The sequence below is a fragment of the Klebsiella sp. HMSC09D12 genome (genome assembly GCF_001808475.1).
In the GTDB taxonomy this organism is placed as follows: Bacteria; Pseudomonadota; Gammaproteobacteria; order Enterobacterales; family Enterobacteriaceae; genus Klebsiella; species Klebsiella oxytoca.
Window position 1 is genome coordinate 1 of record NZ_KV793388.1, and the last position, 14,572, is coordinate 14,572.

The 14,572-nt window shown below is 53.8% G+C and carries 14 protein-coding genes; 5 read left to right on the forward strand and 9 right to left on the reverse strand.

Annotated features, from left to right (window positions below; all coding sequences use genetic code 11):
* The first annotated feature begins 147 nt into the window (after positions 1-147).
* Together HMPREF3178_RS29345 and HMPREF3178_RS02675 are read left to right on the forward strand one after the other, a co-directional pair.
* Positions 148-1,320, forward strand: a complete 1,173-nt coding sequence (locus tag HMPREF3178_RS29345; protein WP_077270096.1) for a fimbrial protein — start codon at positions 148-150, stop codon at positions 1,318-1,320.
* 173 nt (positions 1,321-1,493) lie between these two features.
* The gene (locus HMPREF3178_RS02675) at positions 1,494-2,198 is read left to right on the forward strand and encodes a fimbrial biogenesis chaperone (RefSeq protein ID WP_004104466.1); all 705 of its coding nucleotides are present in this window, start codon (positions 1,494-1,496) and stop codon (positions 2,196-2,198) included.
* 164 nt (positions 2,199-2,362) lie between these two features.
* Here HMPREF3178_RS02675 and guaA read toward each other — a convergent pair whose 3' ends face one another.
* Positions 2,363-3,940 (reverse strand): glutamine-hydrolyzing GMP synthase, encoded by a 1,578-nt coding sequence (gene guaA / locus HMPREF3178_RS02680; protein ID WP_004104468.1) that lies wholly within the window; start codon positions 3,938-3,940, stop codon positions 2,363-2,365.
* A gap of 68 nt (positions 3,941-4,008) precedes the next feature.
* Positions 4,009-5,475 (reverse strand): IMP dehydrogenase, encoded by a 1,467-nt coding sequence (gene guaB / locus HMPREF3178_RS02685; protein ID WP_004104469.1) that lies wholly within the window; start codon positions 5,473-5,475, stop codon positions 4,009-4,011.
* Positions 5,476-5,633: 158 nt separating this feature from the next.
* On the opposite strand from guaB, the gene xseA reads away from it, so the two are divergent.
* The 3 genes from xseA to HMPREF3178_RS02700 all read left to right on the forward strand — a co-directional run bounded on the left by xseA (position 5,634) and on the right by HMPREF3178_RS02700 (position 8,458).
* Entirely contained in the window at positions 5,634-7,007 is a 1,374-nt protein-coding gene (xseA, locus tag HMPREF3178_RS02690; protein ID WP_023321423.1) for an exodeoxyribonuclease VII large subunit, read from the forward strand.
* An 81-nt stretch (positions 7,008-7,088) separates the two neighbouring features.
* The gene (locus HMPREF3178_RS02695) at positions 7,089-8,117 is read left to right on the forward strand and encodes a M4 family metallopeptidase (RefSeq protein ID WP_004104471.1); all 1,029 of its coding nucleotides are present in this window, start codon (positions 7,089-7,091) and stop codon (positions 8,115-8,117) included.
* A complete protein-coding gene (locus tag HMPREF3178_RS02700) occupies positions 8,114-8,458 on the forward strand; it encodes a protealysin inhibitor emfourin (RefSeq protein ID WP_004104472.1) in 345 nt (114 codons plus the stop codon). Before HMPREF3178_RS02695 ends, HMPREF3178_RS02700 begins: the two co-directional genes overlap by 4 nt.
* Here the strand turns inward: HMPREF3178_RS02700 and HMPREF3178_RS02705 are convergent.
* The 7 genes from HMPREF3178_RS02705 to hisS all read right to left on the reverse strand — a co-directional run bounded on the left by HMPREF3178_RS02705 (position 8,455) and on the right by hisS (position 14,484).
* Positions 8,455-8,670: a zinc ribbon domain-containing protein gene (locus HMPREF3178_RS02705; protein ID WP_004104473.1), complete on the reverse strand. Its 216-nt coding sequence runs from the start codon at positions 8,668-8,670 to the stop codon at positions 8,455-8,457. The genes HMPREF3178_RS02700 and HMPREF3178_RS02705 overlap by 4 nt on opposite strands.
* A 118-nt stretch (positions 8,671-8,788) precedes the next feature.
* Positions 8,789-9,181 carry a cell envelope integrity TolA C-terminal domain-containing protein gene (locus tag HMPREF3178_RS02710; RefSeq protein WP_004104474.1) on the reverse strand — a complete coding sequence of 131 codons (393 nt, stop codon included), beginning with the start codon at positions 9,179-9,181 and terminating at the stop codon, positions 8,789-8,791.
* Positions 9,182-9,238: 57 nt separating this feature from the next.
* Positions 9,239-9,616, reverse strand: coding sequence for a TonB family protein (locus HMPREF3178_RS02715; RefSeq protein WP_023321425.1), 378 nt, complete (start codon positions 9,614-9,616; stop codon positions 9,239-9,241).
* A 156-nt stretch (positions 9,617-9,772) separates the two neighbouring features.
* Positions 9,773-11,251, reverse strand: a complete 1,479-nt coding sequence (gene der / locus HMPREF3178_RS02720; RefSeq protein ID WP_004104476.1) for a ribosome biogenesis GTPase Der — start codon at positions 11,249-11,251, stop codon at positions 9,773-9,775.
* A 114-nt stretch (positions 11,252-11,365) separates the two neighbouring features.
* Positions 11,366-12,544, reverse strand: a complete 1,179-nt coding sequence (gene bamB / locus HMPREF3178_RS02725; protein ID WP_004104478.1) for an outer membrane protein assembly factor BamB — start codon at positions 12,542-12,544, stop codon at positions 11,366-11,368.
* Between the two features lie 10 nt (positions 12,545-12,554).
* Positions 12,555-13,175 carry a YfgM family protein gene (locus HMPREF3178_RS02730; RefSeq protein WP_004104480.1) on the reverse strand — a complete coding sequence of 207 codons (621 nt, stop codon included), beginning with the start codon at positions 13,173-13,175 and terminating at the stop codon, positions 12,555-12,557.
* Positions 13,176-13,209: 34 nt separating this feature from the next.
* Complete coding sequence (gene hisS, locus HMPREF3178_RS02735; RefSeq protein WP_004104483.1) at positions 13,210-14,484, reverse strand: histidine--tRNA ligase; 1,275 nt, start codon at positions 14,482-14,484, stop codon at positions 13,210-13,212.
* Between the last annotated feature and the right edge of the window lie 88 nt (positions 14,485-14,572).

The following is a 14,572-nucleotide window of genomic DNA, read 5'->3' on the forward strand; positions in this document are numbered from 1 at the left end:
CTTACCCGAAATCTGATTTATTCAACAAAGCCGGAAAGCACTCAAGCCACCGGCGATAACGCCTCTCTGGTTAACAATGGACGTTTACCGTTTCTCCCGAATCCGGTTGAACATGATATGCACTGATGGTAATTTGTGAGGGTTTAAATGAAAGTGTTATTAACTGTCGTTCGTTTTTTTAAAACACAATTCCGGCCGGTAAAATACCTGAGCCTCGGTCTGGCCTGCATATTCACATCTCAGGCCCAGGCTCTTCATTGTGAATTCACAGAGTTATATACCGATAACATTTCAATCCCCGTTGTTGGTCTCGGAATATCCACCGCCGGTGAAGACGTTCCGGTAGGTAAAATTTTATATCGCCAGGACTATCGAAGTGCCAGCAGAACTACATCATTCGCATGTACCGTTGAGCTTGAAGATATTGCATCCGCGCCATACACAATGAACACATATACAAAAACTGAGGTTATATCCACGCCGTCGGGGCCGGCAGTGAAGTCAGGTGGTAAAGATATATTCCCAACCAACGTTTCCGGTATTGGGGCTATTTTTTATCTTTCCGGGATAGAGGTAGATTATACTTCCTTCCCTCACCTTTGGGAGAGAAGTCAAAGTATAAGCTATGGCACTCTTACCCAAGGTCTGGGCCAATTTTGGAAAGTAACCGTAGAACTTATCAAGACCGGTCCTATTGCAGGAGGTACTCAGCAGGTTGATGGTTCATCCTTTCCAACATTTCAGATTACCTCTGGTTCAAACTCCCCTTTCATTGTAAACAATGTTTTTGTCAATTTGAATTTCGTGGGTTCAACAATGATCCACACCAAAACCTGTCAGCTGGCAACGTCCAATATTGATGTGAATCTTGACAACCATGCGGTTGGTGATTTTACCAGCCCGGGAACGGTTACCGAGTGGAAGGATTTTGATATCGTACTGCAGGGATGCCCACCATTCTATGGTTATGGCAATTACACCTATACTGAAAAAACGGACAAACTTACCGGTTCCAATGCCGAAAACGTTGTCTCTATTACCTTTAAAAGCGCTAACGGCGTCATTGAAGGCAACCCTTCACTGGCCAAACTGGATTCTGGAGCCAATGCAGCCACCGGGGTCGGCATTGAATTATCACAAAGAAATATATCCGGCAGCATACCGCTGGATGGTTCCGGCGGCTTTAACCTGACCAATCTTACACAACAAGATAACGCCACCTATACCATCCCGCTAAAAGCTCGCTATGTTCAGTCTGATACCAACGTCACGGCAGGGCCAGCTAATGGTTCCGTCATTTTTACTATTACCTATTTGTGACGGTGGTTTCAGGAAAGTAAAGTCATATTCGTCTCTTTTTTAATATGGTGGGTAAAATTTCTTTTTTAAATTTTACCCATTAAAACTGAGGCACGATAAAGCGTAACAATGAAGGATAACCTTACGATTTAGCATTGGTCTGCACGCTATAGTTTATAAGGGAGAAATATATTATGCCTCGAAAAATAATTTACAGTCATATCATGATAATCATTTTCGCTTTTTGCGGGATAAGTTCTGCTTTAGCCGATATTGTCATCACCGGAACCCGCTTCGTCTATCCGGAAAAAGAGCGTGAAGTAACGGTAAAAATTGATAATGTTGGAGATAAGCCGGCTCTCGCACAGGTCTGGATTGACGCCGGGGACCCTAATGCCACGCCGGAGACGGCCAAAGCGCCCTTTACGATTACTCCTCCTATTAACCGCATCAACGGCGGTAAAGGCCAGACGCTGCGCATGATATATACGGGAGAAAAGCTGCCCGGTGATAAAGAATCCTTATTCTGGCTAAACGTGCTGGAAATTCCGGCGACGAAAAAAGACAATAAAAACCAGCTAAAAATGGCGGTTCGTTCAAGAATTAAAATTTTTTACCGCCCGCAGGGATTAGCCGGCAGCGCCAATCAGGCAGGAAAGTCAATCATCTGGAAAAAGGTCAATGGTGGAATTGAAGGTTCAAATCCTACCCCGTACTTTGTCTCCCTGGCGAATATCACCGAGGATAAAGAAGGGAAAACAGTGGTTGCCAACGGAGGGATGATTGCACCGGGAGGAAAGAGCGTTTTCCCCATGAAGAAGCACCTCGCGACGATTTATCCATCTTATATTAGTGATGAGGGAGCGATTAATTCCTTTGCGCAGCAGATCATCCCCTAATATTGAAATCCGTTATCGTTCACAAACCATCGGCGAAAACGTACGCTTATCACCTTGTAGCGCTAGCCCATACCTTTTCACACTCCATAAAAAATGCCATTAATGAGGTAAGAAATCATTAATGGCATTATTTTTATTGAATTAAATCAATGTGCTAAATCAGCTTATTCCCACTCAATGGTAGCCGGCGGCTTACCGCTGATGTCATACACCACGCGGGAGATACCGTTAACTTCATTGATGATGCGGTTGGACACGCGGCCGAGGAAATCGTACGGCAGGTGCGCCCAGTGAGCGGTCATAAAGTCGATGGTTTCAACTGCGCGCAGGGAGACCACCCAGTCGTACTTACGGCCATCGCCCATTACGCCGACGGAACGCACCGGCAGGAATACGGTGAACGCCTGGCTCACTTTGTTGTACAGGTCAGCTTTGTGCAGCTCTTCAATGAAGATGGCATCCGCGCGACGCAGCAGGTCACAGTACTCTTTCTTCACTTCGCCCAGCACGCGCACGCCGAGACCCGGGCCCGGGAACGGGTGACGATACAGCATGTCGTACGGCAGGCCCAGCTCGAGGCCAATCTTACGCACTTCATCTTTGAACAGCTCGCGCAGCGGTTCAACGAGGCCCATCTTCATCTCTTTCGGCAGGCCGCCCACGTTGTGGTGAGATTTGATAACGTGCGCTTTGCCGGTTGCGGAAGCCGCAGACTCGATCACGTCAGGGTAGATAGTCCCCTGCGCCAGCCATTTCACGTCTTCCAGCTTCAGCGCTTCTTCGTCAAACACTTCAACAAACACGCGGCCGATGATTTTACGCTTCGCTTCCGGATCGTTTTCGCCCGCCAGCGCAGCCAGGAAACGCGCCTCGCCTTCGACGTGAACGATGTTCAGACCGAAACGATCGCCGAACATATCCATAACCTGCTGAGCTTCATTAAGACGCAGCAGACCGTTATCCACGAAGACGCAGGTCAGGTTTTTGCCGATAGCGCGATGCAGCAGCATTGCGGTAACAGACGAGTCCACGCCGCCGGAGAGGCCGAGAATGACTTTGTCGTCGCCCACTTGCTGACGAATACGTTCGATGGCGTCGTCGATAATTTTGGCCGGGGTCCACAGCGCTTCACACTGGCAAATCTCGCGTACAAAACGCTCCAGCATGCGCAGGCCCTGACGGGTGTGGGTCACTTCCGGGTGGAACTGCACGCCGTAGAAGCGCTTCTCTTCGTTGGCCATAATGGCGAACGGGCAGGTTTCGGTGCTGGCAACGGTAACGAAGTCAGACGGGATGGCGGTGACTTTGTCGCCGTGGCTCATCCAGACGTCCAGCATAGCGTTGCCGTCCGCGCTCAGCGCATCTTCAATGCCGTGGATCAGCGCGCTATCGGTCTGAACTTCAACCTGCGCGTAGCCAAATTCACGCTCATTAGAGGCTTCAACGTGGCCGCCCAGCTGCATCGCCATGGTCTGCATACCGTAGCAGATGCCAAAGACCGGCACGCCAGCTTCGAAGACATACTGCGGCGCGCGCGGGCTGTTATCTTCGGTAGTGCTTTCCGGGCCGCCGGAAAGAATGATGCCGTTAGGATTGAACTCACGAATTTGAGCTTCCGTCACGTCCCATGCCCACAGTTCGCAGTAGACACCCAATTCACGAACGCGACGCGCAACCAGCTGGGTGTACTGAGAACCGAAGTCCAGGATAAGAATACGATGTTTATGAATGTTATCCGTCATTGACGATAATTCCGAGGCAAGTGATACAGGTTAAATAAATCGCCCGGCGCGTGGCCGGGCGATGAAAATCAGGAGCCCATGCGGTAGTTCGGGGATTCCTTGGTAATGGTCACGTCGTGAACGTGACTCTCCTGGATACCCGCGCCGCTGATGCGCACGAATTCCGCTTTGGTCCGCAGGGTGTCGATGGTACCACAACCGGTCAGGCCCATACAGGAGCGCAGTCCGCCCATCTGCTGGTGAATAATCTCTTTCAGACGGCCTTTATAGGCGACGCGACCTTCGATACCTTCCGGTACCAGTTTGTCGGCGGCGTTATCGGTCTGGAAGTAGCGATCGGAGGAGCCTTTAGACATCGCGCCAAGGGAACCCATACCGCGGTAAGATTTGTAAGAACGCCCCTGGTAGAGTTCGATTTCGCCCGGGGACTCTTCGGTACCCGCCAGCATCGAGCCAACCATGACGGCTGAAGCACCAGCGGCGATGGCTTTGGCGATATCGCCGGAGAAACGAATACCGCCGTCGGCGATAACCGGTATACCGGTGCCTTCCAGCGCTTCAACCGCGTCAGAAACGGCGGTGATCTGTGGAACACCCACGCCGGTCACGATACGCGTCGTACAGATGGAGCCAGGGCCGATACCCACTTTCACCGCGCTGCAGCCTGCTTCCGCCAGCGCACGTGCGCCCGCGCCGGTCGCCACGTTGCCGCCGATGATTTGCAGGTCAGGATATTTTGCGCGGGTATCGCGAATACGCTGCAATACGCCCTCAGAGTGACCGTGAGAAGAGTCGATCAGCAGAATATCGACGCCCGCGGCAACCAGCGCATCAACGCGCTCTTCGTTACCCGCGCCCGCGCCAACCGCTGCGCCAACGCGCAGGCGACCCTGCTCATCTTTACAGGCGTTCGGTTTACGTTCCGCTTTCTGGAAATCTTTAACGGTGATCATGCCGAGAAGATGGAAGCTGTCATCCACAACCAGGGCTTTCTCAACGCGTTTTTCATGCATTTTGGCAAAGACCACTTCGCGGCTTTCACCTTCGCGAACGGTAACCAGACGCTCTTTCGGCGTCATATATACGCTAACCGGCTGGTTCAGGTCGGTGACGAAACGCACATCGCGGCCGGTAATGATGCCGACCAGCTCATTGTCTTCGGTCACAACCGGATAGCCAGCAAAACCGTTACGTTCAGTCAGCTCTTTAACTTCGCGCAGAGTCGTAGTCGGCAGAACGGTCTGCGGGTCGGTAACCACGCCGGACTCATGCTTCTTCACGCGCTTAACTTCTTCCGCCTGACGCTCGATAGACATGTTTTTATGAATAAAACCGATGCCGCCTTCCTGTGCCAGGGCAATCGCCAGACGCGCTTCCGTCACGGTATCCATTGCTGCGGAGAGCATAGGAATATTCAGGCGAATGGTTTTCGTCAGCTGGGTGCTGAGATCGGCGGTGTTTGGCAGAACGGTTGAATGAGCGGGAACGAGGAGGACGTCGTCAAACGTCAGAGCTTCTTTAGCGATACGTAGCATGGGCAATATCTCGACCAGGGTGGATAAATATTGCCGTGGCATTATACAGAGCGTAACCGATTGCATCTACCCTTTTTTGCAAATAATACTTGCGATCCCATCTCAGCAGGTTACTATCGACTGAATAACCTGCTGATTTAGAATTTGATCTTGCTCACATGTTGCCATCTCAATCCCCCTCAATTTACACGGTTAGCCGCCTCAATCAGTCGGTCCGGCTGCTGCTGGAACGTGAAATGGGCCAGGTATGGATCAGCGGCGAGATTTCCAATTTCAGCCAGCCCTCTTCCGGTCACTGGTACTTTACCTTAAAAGACGATAACGCCCAGGTGCGCTGCGCAATGTTTCGCAACAGCAACCGCCGGGTGACCTTCCGTCCGCAGCACGGGCAGCAGGTACTGGTTCGCGCCAACATCACCCTTTACGAGCCGCGCGGCGATTATCAGATTATCGTGGAGAGCATGCAGCCTGCGGGCGAAGGACTGCTTCAGCAGAAGTATGAACAGCTGAAGGCCGCCCTGGCGGCGGAAGGCTTGTTCGATCAGCAGCATAAAAAAGCGCTTCCCTCCCCTGCGCACTGCGTAGGCGTCATTACCTCTAAAACCGGCGCCGCGCTGCATGATATTTTACAGGTGCTCAAGCGTCGCGACCCTTCCCTGCCGGTGATTATTTATCCGACCGCCGTTCAGGGCGAAGACGCACCGGGGCAGATTGTTCGCGCGATTGAACTGGCCAACGCGCGCCGCGAATGCGACGTACTTATCGTCGGACGCGGCGGCGGTTCGCTGGAAGATTTATGGAGTTTTAACGACGAGCGGGTGGCGCGGGCGATATTTAGCAGTCCGATTCCCATCGTCAGCGCCGTGGGCCATGAAACTGACGTCACTATTGCCGATTTCGTCGCCGACCTGCGCGCGCCAACGCCTTCCGCGGCGGCAGAAATGGTCAGCCGTAACCAGCTGGAGCTGCTGCGCCAGCTCCAGTCAGGACAGCAGCGTCTTGAGATGGCGATGGACTACTTCCTTGCCAACCGCCATCGTCGCTTTACCCAGATATTTCACCGCCTGCAGCAGCAGCATCCTCAGTTGCGCCTTGCTCGCCAGCAAACGGAGCTGGAAAGGTTGCGTCAGCGCATGCGTTTCGCTCTTGAGACGCAGATGAAGCGCGCCGATCAGCGCCAGCAGCGCGCTACGCAGCGTCTGAATCAGCAAAATCCGCAGCCGCGTATTCACCGTGCCCAGAGCCGTATTCAACAGCTGGAATATCGCCTGGCGGAAAATATCCGCAGCCGCCTCGGCGAGCAGCGCGAGCGCTTCGGCAATATGGTCACGCATCTGGAAGCCGTCAGCCCGCTGGCGACGCTCGCCCGCGGCTATAGCGTGACTTCCGCCAGCGACGGCAAAGTGCTGAAGCAGACCAAACAGGTACGCGAGGGAGACCTTCTCACTACCCGCCTGAACGATGGCTGGGTGGAGAGCGAAGTGAAAAACATCACGCCGGCGAAGAAAACGCGCTCCCGTAAAAAAGCCTGATTATTCTGCCTTTTCAACCGGGGATAACTATACTGCTCTCATGCCCTTTTTAAACGGTTCTATCCGGCTAAGGAGCGTGATATGCCTGTTGCTTATCCTCGTTATGTGATTCCGCCCTATATTTTACGCCGCATTGTCGACCATGGCTCGCTTCAGCAGCAGCGCTGCGCGCAGAATACCCTCAGCCATGTTCAGTCCCTGATGGCGCATGTTCCCGGACGCCCCGCTGCTCCCCATGTCACCACGCCGGGCCAGCTTGAGCGCGACATTTACGATGCCGGGCAAACCCAGGAACTACCGGGAACGCAGGTCCGTTTTGAGGGGCAGCCCTCCAACGGTGATGTGGCCGTTGATGAAGCCTATGACTATCTCGGCATCACCCATGAGTTTTTCTGGAAGAGCTACCAGCGCGATTCTCTGGATAACCGCGGGCTAAAGCTCACCGGCAGCGTCCACTATGGCCACGAATATCAAAATGCGTTCTGGAACGGCCAGCAAATGGTATTTGGCGACGGTGATGGCGAGATTTTTAATCGCTTTACTATCGCCATTGACGTCGTCGCGCACGAGCTAAGCCATGGCGTGACGGAGAGCGAAGCCGGTCTTATCTACTTCGAACAATCTGGCGCGCTTAACGAATCACTCTCGGACGTCTTTGGCTCGCTGGTCAAACAATATCAGCGCCAGCAAACGGCGGACAAGGCGGACTGGCTAATAGGTGAGGGACTGCTCGCGAAAGGCATTCACGGCAAAGGTCTGCGCTCTATGTCTCAGCCCGGCTCCGCTTACGATGACCCCATCCTTGGCAAAGATCCGCAGCCCGCTCACATGAAAGATTTTGTGCATACCCAGCAGGATAACGGCGGCGTACATATCAATTCCGGCATTCCTAATCACGCCTTTTATCTCGCCGCCCGCGCGATCGGCGGTTTTGCGTGGCAAAAAGCGGGCCACGCCTGGTATGACGCGGTGTGTGATAACTCTCTGGCAAAAGACGCTGATTTTTCAACCTTTGCCAGGCTCACGGTTCGCCATGGCGAAAAACGTTTTGGCAAAGAGATCGCTGATGCCATTACTCAAGCCTGGGGGCGCGTCGGAGTGGTGCTATGAATCTTGCCGATCTTAGCGATGATGCGATTATTGAACTGGCTCGCGAGGGGGGCGTCGCCTGGATCCCGGCGCTCAGTGGAATGCGTAAGATTGTGGTTGCGAAGCTCAACGAGCAACAGAAGCAGCGGATCGCTTCAATTCTTCAACAATCGCTACCGCTGGGCAAGCCGCCGGGGCAGCCCGACTCGCCGGGCAGCGGCGACCAGCGTTTTTTTCGCATTCAGATCGTCAGCGAGCAGCACTACCACAGCCTGATTATTCTCATCCCGGAGGAGCGTGCGCCAGAATCACTGGTTGAACTCTGGCGCGACGGTGAAAGCTGCGTCAGCGATAAAAATTAAACCGGCACAAACTCGACGCGTTTTTTTGAAATCAGCCCGTGGCCATTCTGACAAAAATAATCTACCGCGCCGCAGGCTTTTAATACTTCCAGCGGCTTGTGGCAGTCCGGGCAGCGGGCTTCAACAACATACTCTTTCGCGCAATGCGCGCAGTGGGCGCTATTGCCCTGCACAGCAAGCTGCGCATGGCACACGGGGCAATCAAATTCCATGGTGACTCCTGACGACGGGTATGTGGCTTTATTTTATCACGGTTGCACAATCTGTGGCTGCTGCCAGCCACTGAACTCCAGCAGACTATTCGCTCCCGAGCGGATCGCCGCGTTTATTTTACTCACCCTGCATACTGAACCGGGACTGAGCAAAAGCGTCGTACACCTGCTTATCGGTGAACGGCGGGAAGGTGGCCCGTTTAGCGGCATCAATCAGCGCAGCGCAATATTTTTTATTACCTTCACTCGTTGTGATGCTATTCAGTTTCCCCTCATAGCTGAAACTCACATGGATCGTGCATTTTTTCCCCGTCCAGCCGTAGCGATTGGATAATCGGGAATCAATAGACTCTTTTATCGATCTCGCCTGCCTGCCATATTCATCATCATCGCTGAATCGTCCAGAGCTACAGCTCCCAAGCGCTGAGGTTTTATGACAGTCAGCAGGATGAAACGGCGTACAGCTGCTGGTTAATATGACCAAAGCGAACATCACGATTGTTTTTTTCATATCCCTGTTCCCGGCGTTTATTTCGATTGTCCCTTCGTTATTTCACGTGCATTCATCTTAGCGAAAAGGGACGCCACCGCTTCGAATACTGCCGGGCTGATTTGGCGCTGGCACCTCAACGGAACACGGCCCCGGCGTGAAATGAATGGTAATGATGTTATTGCTGGAAGGCTTCCCTTTAACGTATCGCCATTTTCCCATTGCGGCCCTGACTTCATTATCAAACATTCCGGAGGGATCGGAGCTTAATAACTGAATGTTAGTCACCCGCCCATTCTCGTCAACGTCAAATTGCGCTTTAACCTGACCCGGTATCCCTTTTTTTGCGGCTTTCGCTGGATAAGCAGGCTTAACGCGCGGTTCAACAGGTTGTGATTCAGCGGTACAGGCTATGGGAAAAAGAAACAGCATCAGGAGAGTTAAGAAGCTTTTCATTCTGACCTCATTGTCACAAAAATATTTATCCTCCCTGGTTTTTCTCACATTTATAACGCAGCCTCAAGCGAGTTTATTATTCTGCGCATGATCGGTGGCCGATAATAAAAAAGCCCGACGGATGCGGGCTTTCTATTTTTAATGCTGACGGATAGCTTATTTGCTTTTCTTGATGTGTTTAATCAAGCGCTTACGCTTACGCATCTGATTAGGCGTCAGAGTATTACGTTTGTTGGCAAACGGGTTTTCCCCTTCCTTGAACTGAATGCGAATTGGCGTGCCCATCACTTCCAGTGATTTACGGAAGTAGTTCATCAGGTAGCGCTTATACGAATCCGGCAGATCTTTAACCTGATTACCGTGAATAACCACGATCGGCGGGTTATACCCCCCGGCGTGGGCATATTTCAGCTTCACGCGACGACCGCGCACCAGCGGCGGCTGATGGTCTTCGGCAGCCATGGTCATGATGCGGGTCAGCATAGCGGTACCCACGCGACGGGTTGCGCTGTCGTACGCTTCGCGCACGGATTCAAACAGGTTGCCTACGCCGCTACCGTGCAGCGCGGAGATAAAGTGCACGCGGGCAAAGTCGATAAAGCCCAGACGGTAGTCCAGAGTCTCTTTCACCTGCTCTTTAACTTCTTGGCTCAGGCCGTCCCATTTGTTAACGACAATCACCAGCGAGCGACCGCTGTTGAGGATAAAGCCCAGCAGAGAGAGATCCTGATCGGAAATCCCCTCCCGCGCATCAATCACCAGCAGCACCACGTTGGCGTCTTCGATCGCCTGCAGGGTTTTAATCACCGAGAATTTCTCGACGACATCGGTGATCTTACCGCGTTTGCGCACGCCGGCGGTGTCAATCAGCACATATTCACGCTCGTCGCGCTGCATCGGGATGTAGATGCTGTCGCGGGTCGTTCCGGGCATGTCGTAGACCACTACGCGGTCTTCGCCCAGGATACGGTTGGTGAGCGTTGACTTACCCACGTTCGGGCGACCCACTATCGCCAGCTTAATCGGCAGATCCTGTGGGTTAAAATCTTCTTCCGGCTCTTCAACTGCTTCGCCGTTCTGCTCGGCTTCAAACTGTGCCCAGTATGCCGCGTCTTCGTCCACTTCTTCCGGCGGGTTCACCTCATCAACCCACGGCAGCAGGACGTGCTCCAGCAGACTGGTGACGCCGCGACCGTGTGAAGCGGCGATAGGATAAATCTCGCCTAACCCCAGCGACCAAAAATCGGCGATCGCCTGATCGGCATCGATGCCGTCAGTTTTGTTTGCCACCAGGAAGGTCGGCTTTTCGCGGGAGCGCAGATGTTTAGCGATTGCCGAGTCCGCCGGCATCAGGCCCGCCCGCGCATCGACCATAAACAGCACCACGTCCGCTTCTTCAATCGCCAGCAGCGACTGTTCCGCCATCCGCGTTTCTACGCCATCTTCGGTACCGTCGATCCCGCCGGTATCGATACAGATAAATTCGCGGCCTTCCACTTCAGCACGACCGTACTTACGGTCACGAGTCAGCCCCGGGAAATCCGCGACCAACGCATCGCGAGTGCGCGTTAAGCGGTTAAAAAGCGTGGATTTTCCAACGTTAGGGCGCCCGACAAGCGCGACCACAGGTATCATGTTAAATGCCTCATACTAAAATCGATACAACGCCATTTTCACGGCGTTTTTAAAAAAGCCAAAACGGCCCCTGTCTGCCAGGGGCCGTTTCTCAAAAATAGACTACCGCTGTTGTTAACGCGTAATCGCGTACAGCGTACCGTCTTTCGCCTGAATCAGCAGTTTGCCGTCAGCAACAACCGGATCGGTCAGGAAGCCTGAGCTGTCTACCTTCTGCTGAGCCACAAAGTGACCATCTTCCGGGTTGACCCAGTGCATATAGCCTTCGCTATCGCCAACAACCAGGTTGCCATTATACAGCACAGGCGCCGTCAGCAGACGGTGCAGTAGATCGCTTTGCGTCCACAGCGTCACGCCGCCGTCGGTGGTGAGCGCCAGCAGACGGTCGTTTTGATCAACCAGGTAAATACGGTTGCCGTCGACGATGAAATCGTTCACTGAACCCAGCTCGCGTTTCCACATAATCTGGCCGCTGCGCAGATCCAAAGCCGTCAGGTTGCCGTTATAGGCCAGCGCATAAATCACACCGTTCACGATAACCGGCGTCGTATCGACGTCGTTAAGACGGTCGATTTCCGTCGGACCGGTGGCGGTAGAGATACGTTGCTGCCAAATCATCTGCCCCTGCTGCATCAGCACCGCGCTGACGCGACCGTTATCGCCGCCCACAATCGCTGCGCCGTATGCGGTAGCCGGAGCGGATTCGCCGCGCAGAGAGAGCGCTGGCATATCCAGGTTAACGGTCCATTTCACCGCGCCGTCAGCTTCGTTCAGCGCCTGCAGCTGACCGTTAGTGGTGTGAATCAACACCATACCGTCACTGACGACCGGACGGGAAATCGCTTCACCCGCTACGCTCGCTTCCCATGCGACGGTGCCGTCGCTGGTATTCAGCGCGTAAACTTTCGCTTTTTCGCTACCGATATACACATGGCCACCCGAGACGGTCACGCCGCCGGAGAGCAGCGCAGGCGCGCGGGAGAACCAGCCGTCTTTCTCGGCCAGGTTAACCGACCACACCTCTTTGCCGTCGCCTGAATTCAGGGCTTTAACGGTGCCTTTACGATCGGCGGCATACACAACGCCATCAGCAAAAGCCGGGTGCAGGTTAGAGTAGAATTCGCCAATACCGCCGCCAACGGAGGTGCTCCAGGACGTGGACGGCGTAAACTGGTTTTCCACCGTCGGCAGTGGCGACATTTTCACCACATCTTCTTCGCTGTTAAACAGCGAACAACCGCTCAATAAGGTAACGGAAAGCAGCCCTGGCAAAAGTAATTTACGCAATTGCATCGAGTCCCTCTCAGATGGACAAATTATTTATTTTCATACGCATCATTTCGCTGAGCGCCGGCGAAGCATCGCTTTTCGCGCCCGCTTCCCAGGCCGCTTTCGCCCCTTGCTTATCGCCTTTGCTCAGCAGGATCTCGCCGCGCAGGTCGGCGACAATCGCGGTCCAGCCTTCGCCTTTCACGGCATCCAGGGTTTTCAGCGCGGCATCAGGCTGCTTAAGCTGTAGCTGTACGCGAGCAAGACGCATATTGATAACCGATTTCAGGTTATCATCAGAAGCAGCGGCAAGCCCCTGCTGAAGCTGCTTTTCAGCGTTCTGCAGATCGTTTTTCTCAACAAACTGCTGCGCCAGCTCAAGAGAAGCAAACGCACCATAGGTGTTTTTGCTGTCGGCGGCAAATTTCTGCGCCGCGTTCAGCGCCTCTGGTTTATCCGCTTTAAGCGCGGAAATCGCATTTTCATAAGCCAGAGACGAGCCTCTGGCGGTATCCAACTGATGGGAGGTCCAGTAGCGCCAGCCAACCAGCGCGCCAACGCCCAAAATCACCCCAACGGCCAGCGCTTTGCCATTTTCAGCAAAGAAGCGCTTCAGCGCGTCGACCTGATCGTTTTCGTTATTGTAAAGTTCCACGCAGTCCTTCTCCTGACTAATGTTTCCCGGGAAATTAACCCAGAAGTGTGCGCAAATGCGCGGCAACGCTATCCTGCGTTACGGTAGTTTGCTCACCTGAGCGTAAATCTTTCACTACCACGTTTCCGTCAGCGATTTCTGCTTCGCCCAGCACCAGCGCAACGCGAGCGCCCCATTTATCAGCGCGAGCAAACTGCTTCTTAAAGTTGCCGCCGCCGTGGTTGGTCATCAGCTTAACGCCGGGTAACGCATCGCGTACCTGTTCAGCCAGACGCATTGCTGCGGACTGGGTGTCAGTTCCGGAGGCTACCAGGTATATATCGACAACAGGATCGGCTTTAAATTCCGGATTCACTGCCTGAACCAGTAAAACAAGACGTTCCAGCCCCATCGCAAAGCCGACGCCAGGCGTTGCGCGACCGCCAAGCTGCTCAACCAGACCGTCATAACGCCCACCGGCACAGACGGTTCCCTGTGAGCCGAGGCTGGTGGTAACCCACTCAAACACGGTGCGGTTGTAATAGTCGAGACCGCGCACCAGACGCTGATTCACGGTATAGCGAATACCGGCATCGTCCAGCAGCGCGCAAAGCCCGGCGAAGTGCGCTTTGGACTCTTCGTCAAGATAATCACCCAGCGTCGGCGCATCGTTCAGCAGCGCCTGAACTTCCGGGTTTTTAGAATCCAGCACGCGCAGCGGGTTGGTGTACATGCGGCGTTTGCAGTCTTCATCGAGCTTATCCTTATACTGCTCAAGATAAGCCACCAGCGCGTCGCGATAGCTGGCGCGAGCTTCCAGCGAACCGATAGAGTTCAGCTCAAGGGCAACGTGGCTGGAGATCCCCAGTTCACGCCACCAGCGGGCGGTCAGCATGATCAGCTCGGCATCGATATCCGGCCCCTGCAGACCGAACGCTTCCGCACCAATCTGGTGGAACTGACGATAGCGGCCTTTTTGCGGACGCTCGTGGCGGAACATTGGCCCGATATACCACAGGCGCTGTTCTTGATTGTACAGGAGACCATGTTCGATGCCGGCGCGTACGCAACCCGCCGTACCTTCCGGACGCAGGGTCAGGCTATCGCCGTTACGGTCCTCAAAGGTATACATCTCTTTTTCAACCACGTCGGTCACTTCGCCGATAGCGCGTTTGAATAACGGGGTCTGCTCTACAATCGGCATACGGATTTCGCTGTAACCGTAGCTACCAAGCACCTGCTTCAGTGAGCCTTCAATGCGCTGCCAGAGAGCGGTTTCGCCCGGCAGATAATCGTTCATGCCGCGAATGGCTTGAATGTTCTTTGCCACGTTTATTCTCTTTATATATACAAAAATGAACCCCGGCGCCTCGCGCCCGCAGGTTCAATCATACACGGGAAGCGTATCGCTTCCCAAC